The organism is Pantoea endophytica, from assembly GCF_002858935.1.
Taxonomy (GTDB): domain Bacteria; phylum Pseudomonadota; class Gammaproteobacteria; order Enterobacterales; family Enterobacteriaceae; genus Pantoea; species Pantoea leporis.
In genome coordinates, this window is sequence record NZ_PJRT01000005.1 from 24,268 (window position 1) to 46,582 (window position 22,315).

General features: G+C 53.1%; 17 protein-coding genes. 7 read left to right on the forward strand and 10 right to left on the reverse strand.

All coding sequences use genetic code 11. From position 1 onward, the window contains the following. Positions 1-23: 23 nt before the first annotated feature. From PZBJ_RS02595 to PZBJ_RS02610, 4 genes are read right to left on the reverse strand one after another with little or no spacing between them, the layout of a single operon-like run. On the reverse strand, positions 24-968 hold the full coding sequence (locus tag PZBJ_RS02595; protein ID WP_101761052.1) for an ROK family protein: 945 nt from the start codon (positions 966-968) through the stop codon (positions 24-26). Then, on the reverse strand, positions 965-1,831 hold the full coding sequence (locus PZBJ_RS02600; protein WP_101761053.1) for an ABC transporter permease: 867 nt from the start codon (positions 1,829-1,831) through the stop codon (positions 965-967). The genes PZBJ_RS02595 and PZBJ_RS02600 overlap by 4 nt, the downstream gene beginning before the upstream one ends. Then, the gene (locus PZBJ_RS02605; RefSeq protein WP_101761054.1) at positions 1,831-2,751 is read right to left on the reverse strand and encodes an ABC transporter permease; all 921 of its coding nucleotides are present in this window, start codon (positions 2,749-2,751) and stop codon (positions 1,831-1,833) included. Before PZBJ_RS02605 ends, PZBJ_RS02600 begins: the two co-directional genes overlap by 1 nt. An 18-nt stretch (positions 2,752-2,769) precedes the next feature. Continuing rightward, entirely contained in the window at positions 2,770-4,305 is a 1,536-nt protein-coding gene (locus PZBJ_RS02610; RefSeq protein ID WP_101761055.1) for an ABC transporter substrate-binding protein, read from the reverse strand. Positions 4,306-4,506: 201 nt separating this feature from the next. Between PZBJ_RS02610 and PZBJ_RS02615 the strand changes: the two genes are divergently transcribed. The 3 genes from PZBJ_RS02615 to PZBJ_RS02625 are packed head-to-tail and all read left to right on the forward strand — an operon-like array spanning position 4,507 to position 8,893. Then, on the forward strand, positions 4,507-5,640 hold the full coding sequence (locus tag PZBJ_RS02615; protein WP_101761056.1) for an ROK family transcriptional regulator: 1,134 nt from the start codon (positions 4,507-4,509) through the stop codon (positions 5,638-5,640). A gap of 11 nt (positions 5,641-5,651) precedes the next feature. Continuing rightward, positions 5,652-7,094: a M81 family metallopeptidase gene (locus PZBJ_RS02620; protein WP_101761057.1), complete on the forward strand. Its 1,443-nt coding sequence runs from the start codon at positions 5,652-5,654 to the stop codon at positions 7,092-7,094. After that, positions 7,091-8,893 carry an ABC transporter ATP-binding protein gene (locus tag PZBJ_RS02625; protein ID WP_101761058.1) on the forward strand — a complete coding sequence of 601 codons (1,803 nt, stop codon included), beginning with the start codon at positions 7,091-7,093 and terminating at the stop codon, positions 8,891-8,893. The genes PZBJ_RS02620 and PZBJ_RS02625 overlap by 4 nt, the downstream gene beginning before the upstream one ends. Positions 8,894-8,994: 101 nt before the next feature. On the opposite strand, the gene PZBJ_RS24285 is transcribed toward PZBJ_RS02625, so the two are convergent. Together PZBJ_RS24285 and PZBJ_RS02635 are read right to left on the reverse strand one after the other, a co-directional pair. Continuing rightward, the gene (locus PZBJ_RS24285; RefSeq protein WP_240632865.1) at positions 8,995-9,441 is read right to left on the reverse strand and encodes a tautomerase family protein; all 447 of its coding nucleotides are present in this window, start codon (positions 9,439-9,441) and stop codon (positions 8,995-8,997) included. Positions 9,442-9,522: 81 nt separating this feature from the next. Further along, the gene (locus PZBJ_RS02635; RefSeq protein ID WP_101761059.1) at positions 9,523-9,735 is read right to left on the reverse strand and encodes a hypothetical protein; all 213 of its coding nucleotides are present in this window, start codon (positions 9,733-9,735) and stop codon (positions 9,523-9,525) included. 362 nt (positions 9,736-10,097) lie between these two features. Between PZBJ_RS02635 and PZBJ_RS02640 the strand changes: the two genes are divergently transcribed. Then, the gene (locus PZBJ_RS02640) at positions 10,098-10,388 is read left to right on the forward strand and encodes a hypothetical protein (RefSeq protein WP_101761060.1); all 291 of its coding nucleotides are present in this window, start codon (positions 10,098-10,100) and stop codon (positions 10,386-10,388) included. 75 nt (positions 10,389-10,463) lie between these two features. Here the strand turns inward: PZBJ_RS02640 and PZBJ_RS02645 are convergent, their stop codons facing one another. Further along, positions 10,464-11,738, reverse strand: a complete 1,275-nt coding sequence (locus tag PZBJ_RS02645; RefSeq protein ID WP_101761061.1) for a Glu/Leu/Phe/Val family dehydrogenase — start codon at positions 11,736-11,738, stop codon at positions 10,464-10,466. Positions 11,739-12,230: 492 nt separating this feature from the next. Between PZBJ_RS02645 and PZBJ_RS02650 the strand changes: the two genes are divergently transcribed. Continuing rightward, positions 12,231-13,658 carry an amino acid permease gene (locus PZBJ_RS02650; RefSeq protein WP_101761062.1) on the forward strand — a complete coding sequence of 476 codons (1,428 nt, stop codon included), beginning with the start codon at positions 12,231-12,233 and terminating at the stop codon, positions 13,656-13,658. An 8-nt stretch (positions 13,659-13,666) separates the two neighbouring features. On the opposite strand, the gene PZBJ_RS02655 is transcribed toward PZBJ_RS02650, so the two are convergent. Both PZBJ_RS02655 and PZBJ_RS02660 read right to left on the reverse strand, forming a co-directional pair. Further along, a complete protein-coding gene (locus tag PZBJ_RS02655; RefSeq protein ID WP_101761063.1) occupies positions 13,667-14,836 on the reverse strand; it encodes an ROK family transcriptional regulator in 1,170 nt (389 codons plus the stop codon). Between the two features lie 463 nt (positions 14,837-15,299). Next, positions 15,300-15,881, reverse strand: coding sequence for a TetR/AcrR family transcriptional regulator (locus PZBJ_RS02660; protein ID WP_101761064.1), 582 nt, complete (start codon positions 15,879-15,881; stop codon positions 15,300-15,302). An 86-nt stretch (positions 15,882-15,967) separates the two neighbouring features. Here PZBJ_RS02660 and PZBJ_RS02665 point away from each other — a divergent pair, with 86 nt between their 5' ends. Together PZBJ_RS02665 and PZBJ_RS02670 are read left to right on the forward strand one after the other, a co-directional pair. Next, entirely contained in the window at positions 15,968-16,858 is an 891-nt protein-coding gene (locus PZBJ_RS02665) for an ABC transporter six-transmembrane domain-containing protein (RefSeq protein WP_101761065.1), read from the forward strand. Positions 16,859-16,904: 46 nt separating this feature from the next. Continuing rightward, complete coding sequence (locus PZBJ_RS02670) at positions 16,905-20,021, forward strand: multidrug efflux RND transporter permease subunit (protein WP_101761066.1); 3,117 nt, start codon at positions 16,905-16,907, stop codon at positions 20,019-20,021. A gap of 361 nt (positions 20,022-20,382) precedes the next feature. Here PZBJ_RS02670 and PZBJ_RS02675 read toward each other — a convergent pair whose 3' ends face one another. Continuing rightward, entirely contained in the window at positions 20,383-21,927 is a 1,545-nt protein-coding gene (locus tag PZBJ_RS02675; RefSeq protein WP_101761067.1) for a methyl-accepting chemotaxis protein, read from the reverse strand. Positions 21,928-22,315 lie beyond the last annotated feature (388 nt).

Sequence of the window (22,315 nt, forward strand, 5' to 3'; positions counted from 1 at the left end):
TCATTGCGCGATAAATCGCCCCGCTACAGAGTGTGCGTATTCTGCAGCGCCAACAGCGCTGCGCCCATCATGCCGCCGTGATGCGCGAACTCACCTGGCACCACCAGACGATGTACGGTGCGGCGCAATACGTAACCCTGCACCACCTCATCTAACGCCGCGATCAGCGGAGCCACCGATGCCAATCCGCCGCCCACCGCCACGCGCGACGCGCCGGTGATATTGATGGTGTATGCCAGCGGCTGACCGACAATTTGCAGCCATGCCTGAACGGTTTGCTGCGCCAGCGCATCCTGCTGCTGCCAGCATTCGATAATCTCAACGCTGCTCGCCGTGCGGTCATGCAACGTCTGATGCAGATTTTCCAGCCCGCGCGCACCGCCGTAGCTGTCGAGACAGCCCTTTTGCCCGCATGGACACGCCTTACGCGGCAGTCGCCGCGTGACGCCATCAATCTCCACTTCGGTTAATGTGATTGGCCCATGTCCCCATTCGCCGGTCAATCCGTTTTGCCCGGTAATGATGCGGCCATCTGCCACCAATCCGCCGCCAACGCCCGAACCCAGAATCGCGCCAAACACCACTTTGTGACCTTTTCCCGCGCCCGCCAGCGCTTCCGCCAGCGTGAAGCAGTCGGCATCGTTATGCACAATCACCTGGCGTTGCAGCAGCGCACCCAACTCGTTCGCCAAACTGCGCTGGTGAAACGCGGGAATATTGCTGGCAAATATCTCGCCAGAGTCGGGTGCCACAATGCCCGCGGTGGAGATCGCTACCGCACTGCTGGCGGTAAACTGCAGGTGATGCTGGGCTATCATGCGACTAACCAGCGCGGTGAAATCGTCCCAGCTGGTAGCCGGAATTTTATGCTGATCGAGCAGGATTAATTGATCCTGCGCATTCATCACGCCTAGCTTGATAAAAGAGCCGCCCAGATCGAGGCAAATCACCGCAGATTGTCTTCTCATAAACGTTTATCCATCACATCACGCAAACCGTCGCCCAACACATTGAAGCCCAGCACGGTAATCAAAATCGCCAATCCGGGGAAGAGTGACACATAAATATTCAGGCCGAGGAAGTTGCGCCCATCGCTCATCATGGTGCCCCACTCCGGCATCGGTGGCTGCACGCCTAAACCGAGGAAGGACAAACTGGCGGCGGACAGCACCACCGCGCCCGCCGTCAGCGTGGATTGCACAATCAGCGGTCCAATTGAGTTGCGCAGAATGTAGTGCGTAATGATGCGCGGATAGCGCACCCCGAGCATATGCGCCGCTTCGATGTACTCCATGTTCTTCAGGCCCAGCGTCAGGTTGCGGCTCAGACGCGCATACACCGGAATCGAAAACAGCGAAATGGCGATCAGCATATTGGTCAGTCCTTCGCCGAGCACGCTAACGATCAAAATCGCCAGCACGATGCCGGGAAAGGCGAAGATGATATCCATTACCCACATGATCAGCGCATCCATCTTGCATCCCGCTAAGCCGGAAATGATGCCGAGCGGAATACCGATCACCATGGAGATCGCGACGCTGAGGCTCACTTCAAACAGCGTGATACGCGCGCCGTAAATCACGCGCGAAAAAAGATCGCGGCCATAATCGTCGGTGCCAAACCAGTGCGCGGCCGATGGCGCTTGCAAGGTGTTGAGCAGATCCTGATCCACTGGATCCCAATGGGTAATCAGCGGAGCCAGCGCAGCAGCGAGCACCACCAGCAGCACTAACGCACCGCCGATGGCAATGGACGGATTTGCCAGTAAAGTGCTGATCAGGTGTCGGCTGCGCGAACGCGGCGGCAGCACGGAAGTATCAATGCTGTTCATCAGTCGAACCTTATTTTTGGATTGAGCAAGCCAATCAGGATTTCGCCCACCAGATTCATCAGCACCACGCCAGTCACGGCCACCAGCGTCACGCCCTGAATCACCGGATAATCGCGGTAGCGCACCGAGTCCACCAGCAAGCGGCCAATGCCCGGCCAATTGAACACCGATTCAGTGACCACCGCGCCGCCAATCAAGCTGCCGAAGTTGAGCGCCACAATGGTGACAATCGGGATCAGTGCATTTCGCAGCGCATGCTTCCAGTTAATGCTGGCGGAGGATAATCCCTTGGCTTTGGCGGTACGGATGTAATCCTGACTCAGCACATCCAGCATGCTGGAACGCGTCATGCGGGCGATCATCGCCATCGGCAGGATTGCCAGCGTAACCGTGGGCATGATGTAGTTTTTCCACGAATCGGCGCCCAGCAGCGGTAACCAGCCCAACTCGACCGCGAAGTAATTCATCGCCAGTAGCGCCAGCCAAAAGTTGGCAATCGACGCACCGGCAATGGTCAGCACCATCACGATTTGATCCGGAATACGCTGGCGATAAATGGCGCCGGTCATGCCCGCCGGAACACCTATCGCAATCGCCAGCAGATACGCCAGCGCCGCCAGCGATAAGGTGTACGGCAAACGCTCGCTGATCTCCGTCATCACCGGACGCTGCGACTGCAACGACAAGCCAAGGTTGCCGTGCAGCGCTTCCGCCGCGAACCTGACATATTGCAGCGGCAGCGGCTGATCGAGCCCCAGCCGCACGCGCATACTGTCCACCGCTTCCTGCGGCGCTTCCGGTCCCGCCATTAGCCGCGCCGGATCGCCCGGCAGCGCGCGGATGGCGATAAACACGATAATCGACACGCCGAAAATAATTAACGGCAGCGAAAGCACCTTTTTTGCGACGTACGCTTTCATATCACATCAGCCATGAGGTTATTGCTTCACTGCGTCGCGCACGACGATTTGTCCGCCCGGCTGCATAACCACGCCGCTGATATTTTTACGTGCGGCATAGAGATCGTCCTGATAGAACAGCAACACCTGCGGCGCTAATCCGCTGATCTGTTTTTGCGCCTGGAAATAGAGATCTTTGCGTTTGGCATCGTCGAGTGTGGATGCGGCGGTATCGATCAGATCATCGGTTTGCTTGTCGCTGAAGAAGCCCAGATTAGCCCCGCCCGGCGCAAAGCTGCTGGTGTGATACAGCGGACGCAGCTGCAGATCCGAGCCATATAAACCGGAAGACCAGGACGCCAGCACCGCATCGGTGCCCTGCGCGGCTTTCTCTTTGCCATCAGCAAATGCTGCTTTGGTCCACACGCCGCTCTCCATCTGGCGCACGTTAAGTTTCACGCCGATTTTGCTCCACATGCCCTGCAGCACTTGTGCGGTACGCGCATCCGGCGCCTGCACCGCAATCGACATCGGGAAACCGTCGGCATAGCCCGCCGCTTTCAGCAGATCTTTGGCTTTTTGCAGATCGTACGGATAGTTATGCAAGCTATTGTCGTAGTTGGGATCGACCGGTGCCAACGCGGAGTTTGCCGGTTGCGCATAACCAAACATGATGGCTTTCACCAGCGCCTGCTGGTCGGTGGCGAAATTCAGCGCCTGACGCACGCGCACATCGCTCAGCGCTTTGCTTTGGGTATTGAGATCGACCCAGAACACCGCCGCGCCCGGCGACTGTTTAAGATTTACGTTGGCGTTGTTTTTTAACATGCCGGCAAACTGCGGCGGCACCGGGTTAATAATATCAACCTGACCCGATTGCAGCGCCATATTCATCACTGAAGGCTCGCTGCTCCACGTCCATTTAATTTCATCCGGACCGGAAGATTTCCCCCAATAGTCGGGATTCTTTTGTTCAAGTACATATTCACCGGATTTGTACTGCACCAGTTTATAAGGCCCGGTGCCGTCGGCTTTATTGTTAATACTGCCCGCCTTGTCCGCTTTTGGGCTCACCATTAATCCTGGGCCGGAGGCTAAAACAGTTAAAAAAGCCGGATTAATTTTTTTCAGCTGAAACGTGACGGTAAGTTCGTCTTTTTTCTTCACGTCCTGAATAAAGGTGCGAATTTTCCCACTACCCGCTAAACCGCGCTGCGTATTTAAATGACGCTGGAAGTTTTCCACTACCGCATCGGCATTAAAGGGCGTGCCGTCGTGGAATTTCACATTGGGTCGCAGGGTAAAGGTCCAGTTAAGTCCGCTGTCATCGGATGTCCAGGATAATGCCAATGCCGGAATGATTTTGCCGTCATCACCGAGACGCGTCAGGCCTTCGTACATTGGGTCCAGCACCGTGCCGGTGAAGGTCGCGGTTTGGTTGCCAGGATCCATGCTGCGCGGTGGTTCGTTCTGCATGATCACCAGCTGGCTGGCAAAAACGGAGGCGCTCGCCATCGACGCCAGTAAACAGCCGGCCAGCGTCAGTACCTTGAAATGCTTATTTTTGCTTTCCATGAAGGCCCTCAATGAATCATTGAAACGATCGGTGAAATATCCACGCTATATAAGCCACACTCACCAAACAAAAGCCAATAGGTTGGTTCATATAATTTACTTATAATCAGATCTACATTCAGAAATTTAACTAAATAGCGTTGTATTTGTTTTCTGTCCTTATTATTGTCAGCGCATAGTGCTAACGCTGTGAGAACTTCAATGCTCAATGCCCACCAGCAACAAATTCTGCGCTTACTTATTGCGTCGCATGGCATGAGCCGCACCGTGCTTGCGGAAAAAATGAAATTAAGCAAAGCCGCAATTAGCACGCTGGTGAAAGAGATGCTGCAGGCCGGATTGCTGGAAGAGAGTATTCCGGAATCCAGCGGCCAGGGTCGCCCATCGGTGTTATTAAAAATGCGTGCCGACAGCGCCTATTTTCTCGGTGCCTCGCTGCTGGACGAACGCGTGGTATTGGTGCTGATTGATATGCACGGCCGCACGCTGGCCGCCACCCAGATGCCGTTGAATCTCGATCCGCCGCAGCTGGCCAAAACCATTGCGGCGGCGATCCCGGACCTGATTGCGCAGAAATCAATTACGCAGGATCAGCTGATTGGCCTGGGCGTGACGCTTTCCGGCTTTGTCGATGAACATCAGGCGATTTGCGTGCAGTCGGCGCTGCTGGGCTGGAAGAACGTGCCGCTGGCGGAACTGCTGAAACAGCAAACCGGGCTGGAAGTGTCGTTAGAAAACGATGCCAAAGCGCTGGCGGTGAGCGAGAAGATTTTCGGCGTGGCAAAAAAGGCGCGCAACTTCACCCTGATTTCGCACGGTGATGGCATTGGGTCGGCGCATTTCTTTCAGGGCCAACTGCATCGGGGCGCGCACGGCGCTGCCGGTGAAATCGCCCACTGCACCATCGAGCCCGGCGGACGTCCCTGCCGCTGCGGCAAACGCGGCTGCCTCGATACGCTGGCCTCGTTAACCGCCATCCGCGAAAGCGTGCGTGATAAAGCGCTGGAATGTGAATCGATTACCGAACTGGAAGCGCTGGCGGTGAAAGGTAACAGCGCGGCGATTGCCATTTTGCATCAGGCCGGTCATGCGCTGGGCTTATCCATCGCCAATATTATCCAGATGAACGATCCCGAGTTGATTGTGATTGCGCATCAGCCCAATGCGTTTGATGGATTGCTTAAAACCGTGGTGATGCAGGCCATCGACAGCCATGTGCTGCCGTCGATTATCGGCAAAACACCGATCGCCAGCATGGTGATCAACGAAGAGAGCTGGGCCAGAGCCGCAGCCAGTGTGGCGGCGTATCGTTTTATCATTCACTTACCCGACTAGCGGAGGCTGCTATGCGCATTGCTTTTGGTGGCATTCATACTGAGTGCAGTACTTATAATCCGGTGCTGAATTATGCCGACGACTTCCGCATCGTGCGCGGGGATGAACTGACCACCAATCCTTATTTCGCCTTTTTGCAGGATTATGATGCCGAGTTTCTGCCGACCTTCCACGCGCGCGCCATCGCCGGTGGTCCGGTGGCGCGCGTCACCTACGACGATTTTAAGCAGGATTTCCTGACGCGCCTCGCGGCACATTTGCCGGTGGATGGCGTTTATCTCGCGATGCACGGTGCGGTTTATGTTGAAGGCATGGAAGATGCCGAAGGCGACTGGATCAGCGCCACGCGCGAGCTGGTCGGCGCGGAGTGCCCGATCACCGTTAGCTACGATCTGCACGGCAACGTTACGCAACGCATCATTGATGCCATCGATATGTTCTCGACCTATCGCACTGCGCCGCACATCGATGTCGAAGAGACCATGCGCCGCTCGGTATCGATGCTGGTGAAAAGCCTGCAAACCGGCGTCAAACCCGGCGTGGTGTGGGCGCCGATTCCGGTGGTGTTACCCGGTGAACGCACCAGCACCGAAGATGAACCCGCCAAAAGTTTGTATGCCCGTTTGCCCGCGATAAACCAGCTGGAGCACGTCTGGGATGCGTCGCTGATGGTCGGTTACGTCTGGGCCGATGAACCGCGCGCCACCGCCGCCGCGATCATGACCGGCACCGATGCCGATGTGCTGGCGGAACAGGCGGCTAAACTGGCGCTGGCTTACTGGCAGGCGCGCGATGAATTTAGTTTTGGCTGCGTCACCGGCAGCATTGAAGAGTGCGTCAGCATGGCCATCGCCAGCGAAACCGCGCCGGTGATTCTGGCTGATTCTGGGGATAATCCCACCGGCGGCGGCGTCGGCGATCGCGCGGATGTGTTGGCGGAACTGATTCGCCAGGGTGCGCAGCAGGTGATCGTGGCTGGTATCACCGATAAACCGGCCACTGACGCGGCCTTTGCTGCTGGCGTTGGCGCAAGCTTAACGCTGAATGTTGGCGCTTCACTCGATCCGGCCGGCGGCAAAGTGCAGGCCGAATTTGTGGTGAAACATCTCAGCGATGATGCGCGTTCGCTGGCGAAACAGGCGCTGCTGCAAACCGGCGGCATTACGCTGGTGGTCGCCGACCGTCGCCGTCCTTATCACAACCTGGCGGATTTCGCCCTGCTCGGCCTCGATCCCGCAGCGGCCAAAATCGTGGTAGTGAAGTCCGGTTATCTGTCGCCGGAGCTGGCACCCCTGGCCAATCCCAACCTGATGGCGCTGTCGGAAGGCGTGGTTGATCAATATGTGGAACGCTTAACTCGCAAGCGCAAATTGCAGCCCGCCTATCCGTTCGATACCGATTTCACTTATCTGCCGGTTAGCCACTTATCGGCACGCTTTATGGCAGCGAAATGAACGCGCCCGCTTCAGCAGTCGAACCGGTGCTGCGCATCGAAAATCTGACCGTCGCCTTTCGCGTTGAGGATCACTGGCGCGAGGTGGTGAAGAACCTGTCGCTCACCGTTAATGCCGGTGAAACGCTGGCGATTGTCGGTGAATCCGGTTCGGGGAAAAGCGTCACCTCGATGGCGATCATGCGCTTACTCAACATGCGCCACGCGCGCGTCAGCGGCAAAGTGCTGCTGAACGGCGTCGATCTGCTGACGCTGAGCGAATCCGCCATGCGTGACATTCGCGGCAATGCGGTGGCGATGATTTTTCAGGAGCCGATGACCAGCCTGAATCCGTCGTTCACCATCGGCAATCAAATTGCTGAGGCGCTGATCAATCACCGCAAAATCAGTAAACGCGTCGCGCGTGAAGAGACCATTCGGCTGCTGGAGAAAGTGCGTATTCCCAACGCGGCGAAACGCTTCAATGATTATCCGCACCACTTTTCCGGTGGCATGCGCCAGCGCGTGATGATTGCGATGGCGCTGGCGCTGCGGCCAAAACTGCTGATTGCCGATGAACCGACCACCGCGCTGGACGTCACCATTCAGGGGCAGATTCTTGACCTGATTAAGACGTTGCAGGAAGAGGAAGGCACGGCGGTGCTGTTTATCACCCACGATATGGGCGTGGTGGCAGAGGTGTCGGATCGCACGCTGGTGATGTATCAAGGCGATGTGATGGAAACCGGCACCACCGCCGCGATTTTTTCCGCGCCCGCTGCGGATTACACCCGCACGCTGATTGCGACCGTGCCGCAGCTTGGTGCGATGCGCGGCATTACTGGACCGCGTAAGTTTTCCTTTGACCAGCGCGACGCATCTGAGACCAACGCTGTATCGACATCGCAGCAGCCGCTGCTGTCGGTTAAAAATCTCAGCACCCGCTTCAGCATCCACGAAGGCGTATTCAGCCGCAAAACCGGCGCGGTACATGCGGTGGAGAACATCTCGTTTGATCTAATGCCGGGCGAAACCTTGTCGCTGGTTGGTGAATCGGGCTGTGGAAAATCCACCACCGGACGTTCACTGACGCGCCTCGTCACACCCGACGCGGGTGAAGTGGCCTTTGATGGTTACGACGTACTGAATCTTTCTGTTCATGAGCTGCGCACTTTGCGCCGCGCCATGCAGATGATTTTTCAGGATCCGTTTGCCAGCCTCAATCCGCGCATGTCGGTGCTGGAAGCGCTGACCGAGCCTTTTCTGCAACATCGTTTAGGCAGCAAAACCGAGGCGCGCACGAAAGCCGCCTCGCTGATGGAGCGCGTCGGGTTATCCGCTGACATGATGAAACGCTATCCGCACGAATTTTCCGGCGGCCAGCGCCAGCGTATCTGCATCGCTCGCGCGCTGATGCTCGATCCGAAAATGATCATCGCCGATGAATCGGTGTCGGCGCTGGATGTCACGGTGAAAGCGCAAATCATCAATCTGCTGCTCGACCTGCAACAAAGCCTTGGCTTGTCGTATCTGTTTATTTCCCACGATATGGCGGTGGTTGAGCGCATCAGTCATCGCGTGGCGGTGATGCTGCTGGGTGAAATCGTCGAGATCGGCCCGCGCGCGGCAATATTTGAAAATCCGCAGCATGATTACACGCGCAAATTATTGTCGTCGGTGCCGGTGCCCGATCCGGCGCGACGTCATGTGAAGCGCCAGATTGACATCAGCGAGCTGAAAAGCCCGGTGCGTGCATTGGGATTTGTGCCCGAAGCGCGACGTTATCGTGAGGTGAGTGAGGGGCATTGGGTAATGGAATAAGCGCTTTTTACAAAGCGTACACGCTGTAGCGGCGCGATTTATTGCGCATGAAGCTTATGCACCAATGCGCGATACATCGCGCCGCTACGATTTGTGCGGTTTTAAACTATCATCCCCAAATCAAACATCTTCCCGCCGCTAAAACTCCAGTCTTCGGGCTGGGTTTGCTGGATGATGATCATTAAATCATTGGGATCGAGATTGAGCCGCTGTTGCAGCCGTTCATTCAACACCCAATAGGTTGCCCGCTTCTGCTCCGCGCTGCGCGGTTTCCCTGCCACGATGTTCAGCAACACATAGCGATCGCTACGACCACCGCTGAGATAGTGGCGATCGTAGATAAAGCGCGGCGCCGCCAGCGATTCAATCACCTGAATGCGTTGCGGCCCGCGGCGGGAAATATGGGCATCGCACTGTGTCAGCACAATGCAGCAGATGGTGCGCAGCAGATGCTGGCGCAGCTTACGCGGCGTGCGGTGGCAGGCTATATTCATCACAGTGAGGTTGGAACGGCTTAGATGCGTTGTGCTAGCGGGTAAAACATCCATTGCTGGCCAGTTTCTGTCCTGCTCGTTAAAGTTAAATACAACCTTCTGCCGCTATTTTTCAGGCAGAAGGTTTTTCACACATTATTCTTTCATGCATAACAAGCAAAATACCGCTCGGCTGTTGGGATAATGCGTGTGGAAATATTGCCAGGCATGGTCAGGAGAATAAAATGATCCCATGAACACACGATTATCATAGGCAGGAGCCAGGCGGCAACTATCGCGGTGTAGATTGCAGCACCCTTCTGTATCTGCCTGACTAAAGACATAAAAATCCGTGATGCTTAAGTTCATCCGCTACTCCTCATGGGCAGAGATAAATACTAATTAATAAAAATCTTTAAAATCGCCCGTTGCGGATACTATTTGTACACTTTTTAGTAATCAGCCCAAAGTGAGCCATAAAATAATTATAGTCTGCGTGGAGTCGGCTGTCTTTAATTAAAAATAAACTTATTTAAGCCGAACGTAATAAAAGAGTAATTTAATAACTATTATTTAACCCTTTTTGTCGCTGCGCTTAATAGGGCCAGTATTTACTGTTAACGGCGGTCATCACTTATAAATTCGCGCTAAGATTTATCTTAAAAAAATGAAATTCATTTCTGGTCAATTAAACTTAAGTAAACTTAAATTAAGCCACCGGAGATAATATCATGCTCAGTTATACTATCCGTATCGAATTGAAAGAACCCACCGCTGGCGCGCAAATTGAATTGCTCTATGCGATGCTTGAGAATGGTTTCGCGCGTAGCTTGGTGTGCGAGAAAGGCTACACTTATGTGTTACCCACCAATGAATACGTTTATGTAGGCAGCGAGAATATAAGGAGTTTAACCGACCGGGTGGTGACTTTGGTGAGCGAGTTCAGTGAGGATCCTTCGGTGATGATTACTCAATCCGCCGCAAGGTGCTGGTCAGGTTTACGCGGCGTAAACCTCGCTTAATAGCGAAGATAAACGCCCTCTGCCCACTACGAAGGCGTTTATCCTTTAATTTAAATAAACTTAAAATATAATTAATTAGCCCGGATAAATACCGCGATCTTTACGTGCCAGTAAAATACGTTCGCAGGCAACGATATAAGCGGCAGTGCGCAGCGAGCAGCGCTTTTCGGCGGCCTTGTCCCAAACGTGAACCATGGCTTCGGTCATGATGCGGTCCATACGCTGGTTAATCTCATCTTCGCTCCAGAAGAAACTCGCCATATCCTGCACCCATTCGAAGTAACTCACCGTTACCCCGCCAGCGTTACAGATTACGTCTGGCACCACCTGCACGCCGCGACTCGCGAGCATATCATCTGCATCCGGATAAGTTGGGCCGTTTGCCCCTTCCAGTACCAGTTTGGCACTAATAACTTCTGCGCGCTCGCGGGTAATTTGTCCTTCCAGCGCAGCCGGGATCAGAATATCCATGGCGGTGGTCCAGAACTGCTCTCTGTCGATCTCACGCGCGCCAGGGAAACCGGCAATCTGTTTATGTTCGATCTGCCATGCAGTCAACGCGGCTAAATCAATACCGCCTTCGTTGAATAAGGTTGCGGTGTGATCCTGAATCACCACCACACGCGCACCGGCTTCGGCGAACAGACGCGCGGCTTCGCTACCGACATTACCAAAGCCCTGCAGCGCCACGCGTGCGCCTTCAATGGTGATATTGGAGCGTTGTGCCACTTCCCGACCGGTAATAAATACGCCACGCCCCGTCGCTTTCTCACGCCCTAACGAGCCGCCAAGATGGATCGGTTTACCGGTGACCACACCGGTGATGGTGGTGCCGTGGTTCATGGAGTAGGTATCCATCATCCACGCCATCACTTTGCCATTGGTGCCGACATCGGGTGCGGGAATATCTTTCTGCGGGCCAATAATCAGGCCGATTTCACTGGTGTAGCGGCGGGTTAATCGCTCCAGTTCACCTTCAGACAGCGAGTGCGGATCGACACGGATGCCGCCTTTGGCACCGCCATAAGGCAGGTTAACCGCCGCACACTTGATGGTCATCCAGGCGGATAGCGCCATCACTTCATTCAAATCGACAGCAGGATGGTAACGCACGCCCCCTTTGCCCGGCCCGCGTGAGAGATTGTGCTGTACGCGATAGCCTTCGAAGTGGCGAATCGAGCCGTCATCCATCTGCACCGGGATGTCGACAATCAGTGCTCTTTTGGGGTGACGCAGGGTTTCTATCCAGCGAGACAATTCACCAAGATGAGGCGCAACACGGTCAATTTGGCTCAGGTAGGTAGTCCAGGGAGATGTACTGCTTTCAGAAGCGTAAGATAACTTTTCCATGAGAAGCCTGTAGGTTCAGAGTTATTTATATTGAAAAGACGTGGAAAGGTAATGCATTGCACTAGACGGAAAGTAATTTAACACCTTTTCAGACAAGCGGGTCAGGCCAAATAAGAGGGGTTTAACTTTTTCGACACAAAAATGCCTGAATAAATGAATAACTAAGCATTAAAAAAGAGCCACATATGGCGCATATCCATGCATTGATTATGCACTTAATTGCATAAATTTTGATTTTATCCCTATTTTTCAGTTCTTTGATGGTCATCAAAAAGTGAATAAACTGTTATTTTTCCGCATTGACTTTGTTAACACACGCCACCACGATGAGTAAAACCCAGCTGGAAACCTCCATCATGAATTAGCGTTTTATTAATTTCGTTTTTCTTTCATCTATTTAAACGTGCCTCTTTAAGGTTTAACCCATATTTGCCATTGATGCTTGCGGGCAGGCATCGTCATGCGTCTTTTCGCCAGACTGAAGGAATCATTGTGTCTAACAAACCTACACAAGGGCAGATTCAGCCTGCTCGGGCTCACGACGCCCCGCAAAAACTGCAGCGAGGGCTGAGCGAACGCCATATTCAGATGATCGCGCTGGGCGGATCGATCGGTACCGGGCTGTTTATGGGCGCGGGACGCAATATTGCGGTAGCCGGAACCTCGATATTAATCATCTACCTATTGGTGGGTTTTTTTAGCTATATGGTGATGCGGGCAATGGGGGAAGTGCTGCTTAGTCGGCTCGACTATCGCTCGTTTGCCGATTTTGTCAGTGATTATCTCGGCCCCAAAGCCAGCTTCTTTCTCGGTTGGTCGTACTGGCTAAGTTGGGTGGTGACCTGCATCGCCGATGTGGTGGTATGCGGCGCGTATATGCAGTATTGGTTCCCGGAAATGTCGGCGTGGATACCCGCGCTGTTCACCCTCGGTATTTTGTGTCTGTTTAACATGTTGTCGGTGAAGGCTTTTGGTGAAGCTGAATTCTGGTTTGCGCTGATCAAAGTGATCACCATCATCGCGCTGATCATCACCGGCGGATGGATGATATTTACCGGCTGGACCTCGCCGGATGGCGTTAAAGCCTCGGTGCACAACCTCACCGATCCTGCGGTGTTCATGCCGCATGGCATCACCGGTTTTCTGGCTGGTTTCCAGATCGCGATTTTCTCTTACACCGGCATTGAGCTGCTCGGCACCATGACGGCAGAAACGCGCGATCCCGAGAAAATTTTGCCGCGCGCGATCAACTCTCTGCCGCTGCGGATTGTGATTTTCTACTTGCTCTCGATGATGGTGATCATCGCGGTGACGTCCTGGCAAGGGGTATCGCCGGATACCAGCCCGTTCGTGACGCTGTTTGCCAAAGCCGGCTTGCCTGCGGCGGCAGCGATCATTAATTTCGTCGCACTCACCTCGGCGATGTCTTCCGCCAATAGCGGCGTCTACTCCAGCACCCGCATGCTATACGGCTTGTCCGTCGAGAAGCATGCCCACTGGCAGTTTCGTATTCTTTCACGTACCACGCGTATCCCGCTGCGCAGCCTGCTGTTCTCCTGCTTCTGCATGCTGAGCGGCACCTTGCTGCTGTTCCTGGTGCCGAATGTGACAACACTGTTCACCATCGTTTCGACGCTGGCCGCCATTCTGGTGATCTATTGCTGGGGTATGATTCTGGTCTCTTATCTGGTGTACCGCCGGCAGCGTCCGGATCTGCATCAAAAATCCAAATTCAAGATGCCCGGCGGCAGGATGATGGCGTGGGCGACGCTGATGTTCTTCCTGTTTTCAGTAGTGATCATGATATTTGATTCCGACACGCTCGCCGCGCTAGCCGCTTCGCCGGTGTGGTTCATTGCGCTGTGGCTGTGCTGGAAGATGAAGGAGAAGCGGAAAACGGCAGTGAAGGTCGCGGCATGATCAGGCCGCTACTTCATCAACACGTTAAACTGTGGATTGAACTCGTCGAAAATCGGCAGCGCGGCGGCACCCAGCGCGGCGGTATCGCTGCCGGTCATACCGATCTTTACGCGTGTTCTGGTGAGGTAGCGACCGCGCACCGACTGATAGAGCGGCGGCAGTCGACGCATGATTTTATCCAGCAGCACCGCAGGCATCATGCCGCCGATTATCACGCTTTCGGCATCGAAGATGCATTCCAGCAGGTTAATCGCCTGACGCAGCGGCGTTAACACGGTATCGATCCATTTATCGAACAGCGCCGGATCGACTTCCAGCAAATCTTCCGGCAAAGCGGTCATCGGATCGAGCCCGCAAAACTCGTACGCCGCCTGCAGTGAAACATAGCGTTCTAAACAGCCGTGATTGCCGCAGTAACATTCGCGTCCGCCCGGCTCCACCACCACATGCCCGACTTCGCCGGCATTATGCGCATGGCCGCTATAGACGTGGCCATCCATGATGATGCCAGCGCCCAAACCGGTGCCGATGTAGAGATAGACAAACGAATTGAGCTGACGCGCGACGCCATGAAAGCGCTCACCAATTGCTGCCACCGTGGCATCGTTTTCCAACGTCACCGGCACGCCGCTCATCGCGGCGAGTTTGGCTTCGATATCCACCTGTTCCCAGCCGTGCAGCGTGGTCGGCCCCATCGACGAGATGCCCTCAACACCAAACGGACCGGGCATCACCACGCCAATGCCCAGCACTTTCTGCCAGCGATCGCCCAGCTGCGTTTTAATTTCGCTGAGCACATCGGCGATGCGCGCTAATGTGGCATCCGGCTGGGGTTTTTGTACCAGAATCAGGCGGCGAAAATGAATTTCGCCGGTGAGATCCACCAGCACAATCAGCAGCGTTTGGTGATCAAGATGGATGCCGATCGAAAAGGCGCTGGCGGGATTAAGCGTCACCGGAATTGCCGGTTGCCCGCGTCCTTGTTTGCGCGGCGCGCGGCTGGTGAGCAGTTCGGCCTGCTCCAGCTCCGCCACAATATTCGACACGGTTTGCGGCGTCAGCGCGGTGAGACGAGCCAGCTCGGCGCGGGTCAATTCGCCGTGCAGGCGAATAGCTTCAATGATCACGCGGCGATTGTGCGCCCGTGCGTGTTCCAGATTGGTTCCCGACGTTTTCACCTTGATCCCTTCCCTTTCGTCACCTGCGCTGCGAATAGCCGCATCAATATCCCTGATCGTACACACATTTTACAACCCTTTCAGGCAGGTGAATGGTTGAGGCGGGGATGTCGATAATTTTAACCCTTGGTGACCATCCCAACGCTTATTTGATAAAAAACCAACCTGACACGGCTACCAGGCCAATTAACAACGATGCGAAAACCGCGCCTGTTACGAATGAATGAGTTGTCGTCTGAAATAATTGATGAACGGGCATGGCGCTGTATTTGTATTTGGTTAATCCCAGCAGTGGATGTTGCTGGTACAGCTAATTTTCCGTTTAATAGCCCACTTCATAATTTAAACATATCCATCCGGGGGCTTGCAGGAGACAGAGTTGAAGCAAAACGCTTCTGCCGCCCCTAAGTCTTGACCGCTCCACCCTTGCAGTTCAGAGCCGTCACGCTAAATTAATGTTTTATCAGCATGTCAGTATGTTTCTATGGATAAAATCGTCGATATCTTCCTTCGCCTGCTCTACTAAGCCTTTAGATGGCAGGGTTAAGATCTGCTCACTATAACCAAACAGCATTGCATCCAACTGGCGCGCTACGCGGTGCACATCAACAATTCGGAACGACTGCTCGTCCATGCCTGTCTGGATAATGTTTGCCAGAACCTCATGCCACTCATCCAGAAAGGTTTGCATCAGACTCGCGTAAGCTTCGTCATGAGTAGAGAGTAACCATAAGGAACCATATAATTTACGGGTCGGGTCGGGGGCATCGGTAATCATCCCGTTAATAAATTCCTGCAATTTTTGCCTGGCGGATAAAGGCTGAATGATGAAACGAAATTCCTTGATTTCTGCATTGATAAAACTTGTTACTGCCGCGAGACTCAGCGACTGCCAGTCTTTAAAATAATGGTAAATATGGCTTCGTGACAGGCCCAGATACTCTGTCACATCTCGCGTTTTAACCTTATCAATACCCTTCTCTGTAAATAACTCAATAACCGCATTTAGAATTTTCTCTTTCATTAGCTCAGATTTAGCGTTCATCTCTTACCTCAGTTGACTTTGAGCAATTGCTCAAATAACATATAACATTATTGAGCACTTGCTCTATTTTAACAGAAGTACCACTCATGAACACTGAAAATATAAAGGCTATCTCCCCGACCACAAGCGCCTCCGGCACGCTGAAATCACTGGCTAACCGCTACCGCAAAAAGCTGTTCTTTACTTTTTTATTGGTCGTTGCCGAAAACGTCACTTATCTGTTGTATCCGATCCTGGCTGGCGTCTCCATTAACGCCATCATGTCCGGGCAGACGATAAATGCGATGCTCTATGGCGTATTGATCTTATTTATCTGGTGTCTGGGTGCAGCGCGCAGAAGCGTTGATACCCGCACTTTTGCCAGGATTTATGCGGCCCTGGCCGTATCCGTGATTAAGACTCAACGTAAAAATAACTTTAATCATTCAACCGTTGCAGCACGGGTAGTGTTGTCGAGAGAGTTTGTTGATTTTTTTGAACTGCACTTTCCTATGCTCATCACTTCGCTGTTTTCGATGATGGGTGCCGCAGTAATGTTGCTGATTATCGAATTCTGGGCGGGTATTGCCTGTTTGGTCATCCTGGCTTTACTGGCCTGTTTCCTGCCTGGTTTTGCCCGTAAAAATGAAGTGCTCTATAACAAACTCAATAATCGGCTGGAAAAAGAGGTTGATTTTGTTAGCAGGGCGACATCGTTATCTTTACAGCGACATTACTCCACGCTAGCCAGATTACGCATACGCCTCTCCGATCGCGAGGCAATGGGATATCTGTCAATCGGCGTGCTTGTCGCCATGCTATTTAGTCTGACCATTATCTGGATGACGCATACAACGGGGATCAGTGCCGGGCACATTTATTCGGTCATGACCTATATGTGGATGTTCGCTACCAGCCTGGATAATGGCCCTCAACTGCTGGAGAAATACTCCCAGCTGAGTGATATCGGCCGCCGCGTCCATACGGAACAAATCTGATCCTAACGCACACTGCAAATTTTACTGCTTATTCCCGGATATTCCGATGCCGCAATTTTTTATTGAAAGGCCTGTTTTTGCATGGGTTATCGCCCTGTTTATTGTACTGGCAGGCATAATTGCCATTCCGCGGTTGCCCGTGGCGCAGTACCCCGCTGTGGCTCCTCCGAGCGTCAGCATTACGGTGACCTATCCCGGCGCCACGCCAGCAACGATGAATGAGTCGGTCATTTCGTTGATCGAGAGAGAAATCTCCAGCGTTGACGACATCCTCTACTTCGAGTCTTCAAGTGATACGTCAGGCACTGCCAGCATTACAGTGACCTTTAAACCCGGAACGGACATCAAGCTCGCTCAGGTTGATGTGCAGAACAAAATCAAGGTGGTTGAATCCCGGCTGCCGCTGACCGTACGTCAGAACGGTCTGAACGTGGAGGCGGCCAACGCGGGATTTCTGATGATCGTCGGGTTGCGCTCGCCCTCGGGTCGATTCAGCGAACAGGACCTGAGCGACTATTTTGCGCGTAACGTTTTTGAGGAACTACGCCGCGTGCCAGGCGTTGGCAAAGTACAGCTGTTCGGCGCTGAGAAAGCAATGCGCGTATGGCTGGACCCGGTCAAACTATTTAACTATAAGCTCTCGGTCAGCGACGTTACCACCGCGCTAAGCCAGCAGAACGCCCAGGTCTCGCCGGGCAGAATCGGCGATGAACCGGCGCAGCCCGGACAAGCTGTGACCTACCCGCTTAACGTACGAGGGCAGCTCAGTTCTGAGGAAGAGTTCCGCAACATTACGCTTAAGGCGCTAAGTAACGGTTCGCGCGTCCGGCTGGCTGACGTGGCGCGCGTGGAACAGGGTCTACAGAGCTACGCGTACGCGATTCGTGAAAACGGCCATGCGGCTACTGCCGCAGCGATCCAGCTGATGCCGGGTGCCAATGCCGTCAGCACAGCGGAGGGCGTGCGTTCTCGGCTAAATGAACTCTCAACGGTGCTGCCGCAGGGCATGGCGTTCTCGGTGCCGTTTGATACCGCGCCGTTTGTGAAGCTGTCGATTGAGAAAGTCATCCACACTTTTATTGAAGCCATGGTGCTGGTATTCCTGGTGATGCTGCTATTTCTGCAGAATCTGCGCTACACCTTTATTCCGGCAATTGTCGCGCCGGTGGCGCTGCTCGGCACTTTTACCGTAATGCTGATGAGCGGATTTTCCATTAATGTGCTGACCATGTTTGGCATGGTGCTGGCTATCGGCATCATTGTTGACGATGCGATTGTGGTAGTGGAGAGCGTTGAGCGCCTGATGGCTGAAAAAGGCCTGTCGCCAAAAGAAGCAACACGTGAGTCGATGCGCGAGATTACACCAGCGATTATCGGTATTACGCTGGTGCTTACCGCCGTATTTATTCCCATGGGATTCGCCACCGGCTCGGTTGGCGTCATCTATCGGCAGTTCACACTTTCGATGGCTGTTTCCATTTTGGTCTCGGCTTTTCTTGCGCTGACGATGACCCCTGCACTGTGTGCTTCCCTGCTGAAGCCGATTGCGCAGCACGGCGTAGAAAAGAAAGGCTTTGCAGGCGTGTTTAACCGCCGCTTCAGTGCCCTAACGACAAGCTATGAGCGGGCATTGCACGCCACGCTGCGCCGTGGCGGCCGCGTCATGCTGATTTATGCCATGCTGAGTGCGGTGATTTTTGCTGCCTATCTGGCGCTGCCTTCATCCTTTATCCCTGAAGACGATCAGGGCTACTTTATGACGTCGATCCAGTTGCCGTCAGATGCCACACAAGAAAGAACCCGTCATGTGGTTGATCGGCTTGAAAAAACGATCATGGAAAGGCCCGGCATTGCCAGTAATATCTCCATCTTTGGCTTTGGTTTTTCCGGATCCGGTCCGAACACCGCGATGGCCTTTACCACCCTGAAAGAATGGGGCGAACGGCAAGGCGCAACCGCTGATGGTGAAGCAAAATTTGTCCAGACGAAGATGAATGACGATCCCGCCGCCACGGTAATGAGCCTGATGCCGCCCGCGATTTCTGATATGGGGACTTCATCGGGTTTTGATCTCTACCTCGAAGATCGTGCCGGCCGCGGTTTTGCAGCATTGTTGCAGACAGCCTCAGAGCTAACGGAGAAAGCCAATAACAGTGGCGTGGTCAGTGATGTCTACATTGAGGGTTTACCTGCGGGTGTAAGTGCCACTCTTGAGGTAGATAGAGAAAAAGCGCAGGCAATGGGCGTCAGCTTTGACGACATTAATCAGATGCTGTCAGTCGCGATTGGCTCAAACTACGTCAATGACTACGTAGATAACGGGCGAGTACAACAGGTTATTGTGCAGGCGGACTCCCGTTACCGTATGCAGCTGGCAGATTTACTCAAGCTTTACGTCAGGAATGCCTCGGGTGAGATGGTGCCGCTGTCGGCCTTTATCTCGACGGACTGGACCCAGTCGCCGCAGCAGCTCAGTCGTTATCAGGGCTATCCGGCGATTAAAATCACTGGCAGCGCCGCTGCTGGTTACTCCAGCGGGGCAGCGATGGCTGAAATGGACCGACTTGCCGCTTCTCTTCCAGCAGGCTATTACGCCGAGTGGACTGGCACCTCGCTGCAGGAACGTAGCTCAGCGGCTCAAATGCCGCTGCTGATCGCCTTATCCGTTCTTATTGTTTTCCTGGTGCTTGCCGCGCTGTATGAGAGCTGGTCAGTACCGCTTTCAGTAATACTTGTCGTTCCGCTGGGTATGGCTGGCGCTCTACTGGCGGTATTTCTCGCAGGTATGTCCAACGATGTTTTTTTCAAGGTCGGTATGATCACACTAATCGGGCTTTCAACCAAAAACGCCATCCTCATTGTAGAGTTTGCGCGACAACTTTATGCGCAGGGTGAACCGCTGCTTGAGGCAACGAAGCAAGCAGCCCGACTACGCCTGCGGCCAATTATCATGACGTCACTGGCTTTTACTCTTGGTGTGGTTCCCCTGATGATGGCAAACGGTGCCAGTAAGAGCACCCAGAATGCGATTGGCACAGGCGTGTTCGGCGGGATGCTTAGCGGTACGCTGCTGGCCATCTTCTTTGTGCCCGTATTTTTTGTGATTATCACATCGGCTGTGCAAAAACTTAGCGGCTTGCTGAAAAGGGTAAATAAAGGCTGAATGCTAAGCCCAGGCAATCCTGAGTTGATTGCATTGCCATTCATCGACAATGTTAATAAACCCTGCTTTAAACGCGACGACCCACTTTTCGCTCATAGTGGACGCTGTCATGCACAGCGTCCACTATGGCAGGAGCGGACATTGTTGGCATCGTGATTATTGTTCACTGAGCAGTTCATATTTCGGTAATACCCGGCCATCGTCACTGACAAGGTATTTAGCGCCATCTCAGCGACCCATCCTTAACAGGAAGAGCCACAGAGTAAGCTTGCCTAAGGCTGTTTTCACACGGAGTCGAACGAAAAGAATTCAAACAATGCGGGGCCCAGATTAAATAAGAGCCCCAATGTAAATGAAAATATTAAACCTGGAACGCTTCAACCATGCCTCGTAACGCATGTGCCTGAGCAGAAAGCTCTTGCGACGCAGAGGAGGACTCTTCAACCAATGCAGCATTGTTCTGTGTTACGCCATCCATTTGGCTGACGGCAATGCTGACCTGTGAAATTCCCTGCATTTGTTCAGAAGAAGCCAGAGATATCTCGTCCATCGCATCCGCAAGCTCACCTACCATGCTGACGATTTTCATGATGCTCTGCCCGGTTCCTGTCGCCACGTTCACACCACTTTCCACCTGCCCTACGGCCTGCTCAATGAGTTGTTTGATATCCCGTGCAGCAGTCGCACTTCGTTGTGCTAACGTTCTGACTTCACCGGCAACCACGGCAAATCCCCTTCCTTCTTCACCGGCGCGAGCAGCTTCAACGGCGGCATTGAGTGCAAGAATATTGGTCTGGAAGGCAATGCTTTCAATGACGGAAGTAATATCCCTCACTTTTGTCGCGCTGAGAGAAATCTCGTTCATCGTATCCGACATTTTCTGCACATCCGCCTCACCAGCTCGCGCCAGCTCTGCTGTCCCACGTGCAACTTGTGCCGTCTGCTGTGCACCTGCAGTATTACTTTTCACCGTTGCCGTGAGTTGCTCCATACTCGCGGCCGTTTCCTGAAGCGCAGCGGCCTGCTGTTCAGTACGCGATGAAAGTTCAGTGTTGCCTTTTGATATCTCATCAGCGGCTAAAGCAACGGATCCAGCCGAGTCTTTAATTTGTGATACCAGTCCACGTAAACTCTCCTGCATACGATCTAACGATGCCAGTAGGCTGTGTTTATCGTTACGGCGCAAGGTTATTGAGGTTGTCAGATTCCCCGCGGCGATGGCTGCCGCCAGTGCCTGTGCCTGGGCGGGCTCGCCGCCTAGCTGACGCATCAGTACACGTACGATTAAATAACCGGTCACCACAGAAATAATCACCGAGAGCGCCGCCATTATTAATAAAATAAACGCTGTACGTGTCGTGGATGCACTGTTCTCAGCCATCGTATCCTTGCTGAGTGTCATTTCGATGTTCGTTAGCGCATCCAGCGATCCCATTAATGCCTGTTGCGCCGGTCGCGCAGTTTTCATGAGGTAAACCGTTGCTTCTTGCTGACGGTTATCGAGGCCCATTTGACCTGCGATCATTAACGTCTCCATCGCGGCGCTCTCAGAGGCAACGACTTTTTCAAGAGCCTCCTTCCCGTGAGAGGAAACATTGATCCTCATGCTATCCACCAGCTCACGGCGCTTCTCGATATAATTTTTCTGCTGCGAGATTAATCTTTGCCATTCAGGCTGCATTTCTACGGGATCGCTCAGTAAAGCCAGGTTGCGAACGGCAATGGCCATATCTCGAGCAATTCCCCGCATATCCTGAACCAGCGTAAAGCGCTTCATCTTGTTATTGACCGTATCTTCCATCCCATCCCGCGCCTGCCATAATGCGTTCAGAGCAACCCCCGTGCACAATACGAAAAGAATAATGAGCAGACTGAAACCCGCAGCCAGACGTGTAGATATTTTCATTTATAATTCTCTTAAAGTTCAAGATGCTTTGCCGAAGAAGAGGAATTATAGACAGTGAAATTAACCCTGCCTGCGCGACAAATTAATAAGGGCTTCACTCAAATTCATCACGCACGGAAAATATAAGAACTGCTTGAGTTATCACGGATTACTTAAGTTAAATTTGGCATTTTTAAATGCTTTGGATTAATTTAACTCCGTAAATAACTCAATTTAAATTAACCTTTATTTTAGGGAAAATATTTTATATTTTTTTAGTTACATTATTTTAAAAACGAAGCGTGTTTTAAAAACACGCTTACTTCGAGAAAATTTAACTTATGTTACGCTCTTACCATTACTCAGATTGGATTGAAAAGGAAACGACAGCTTCCTGTAATACCAGCAA

Excerpts from the sequence above, each read along its gene's own strand:
- PZBJ_RS02595 (WP_101761052.1), bottom strand. The coding sequence starts at position 968 with ATGAGAAGACAATCTGCGGTGATTTGCCTCGATCTGGGCGGCTCTTTT.
- PZBJ_RS02600 (WP_101761053.1), bottom strand. The coding sequence starts at position 1,831 with ATGAACAGCATTGATACTTCCGTGCTGCCGCCGCGTTCGCGCAGCCGA.
- PZBJ_RS02605 (WP_101761054.1), bottom strand. The coding sequence starts at position 2,751 with ATGAAAGCGTACGTCGCAAAAAAGGTGCTTTCGCTGCCGTTAATTATT.
- PZBJ_RS02610 (WP_101761055.1), bottom strand. The coding sequence starts at position 4,305 with ATGGAAAGCAAAAATAAGCATTTCAAGGTACTGACGCTGGCCGGCTGT.
- PZBJ_RS02615 (WP_101761056.1), top strand. The coding sequence starts at position 4,507 with ATGCTCAATGCCCACCAGCAACAAATTCTGCGCTTACTTATTGCGTCG.
- PZBJ_RS02620 (WP_101761057.1), top strand. The coding sequence starts at position 5,652 with ATGCGCATTGCTTTTGGTGGCATTCATACTGAGTGCAGTACTTATAAT.
- PZBJ_RS02625 (WP_101761058.1), top strand. The coding sequence starts at position 7,091 with ATGAACGCGCCCGCTTCAGCAGTCGAACCGGTGCTGCGCATCGAAAAT.
- PZBJ_RS24285 (WP_240632865.1), bottom strand. The coding sequence starts at position 9,441 with ATGGATGTTTTACCCGCTAGCACAACGCATCTAAGCCGTTCCAACCTC.
- PZBJ_RS02635 (WP_101761059.1), bottom strand. The coding sequence starts at position 9,735 with ATGAACTTAAGCATCACGGATTTTTATGTCTTTAGTCAGGCAGATACA.
- PZBJ_RS02640 (WP_101761060.1), top strand. The coding sequence starts at position 10,098 with ATGCTCAGTTATACTATCCGTATCGAATTGAAAGAACCCACCGCTGGC.
- PZBJ_RS02645 (WP_101761061.1), bottom strand. The coding sequence starts at position 11,738 with ATGGAAAAGTTATCTTACGCTTCTGAAAGCAGTACATCTCCCTGGACT.
- PZBJ_RS02660 (WP_101761064.1), bottom strand. The coding sequence starts at position 15,881 with ATGAACGCTAAATCTGAGCTAATGAAAGAGAAAATTCTAAATGCGGTT.
- PZBJ_RS02665 (WP_101761065.1), top strand. The coding sequence starts at position 15,968 with ATGAACACTGAAAATATAAAGGCTATCTCCCCGACCACAAGCGCCTCC.
- PZBJ_RS02670 (WP_101761066.1), top strand. The coding sequence starts at position 16,905 with ATGCCGCAATTTTTTATTGAAAGGCCTGTTTTTGCATGGGTTATCGCC.
- PZBJ_RS02675 (WP_101761067.1), bottom strand. The coding sequence starts at position 21,927 with ATGAAAATATCTACACGTCTGGCTGCGGGTTTCAGTCTGCTCATTATT.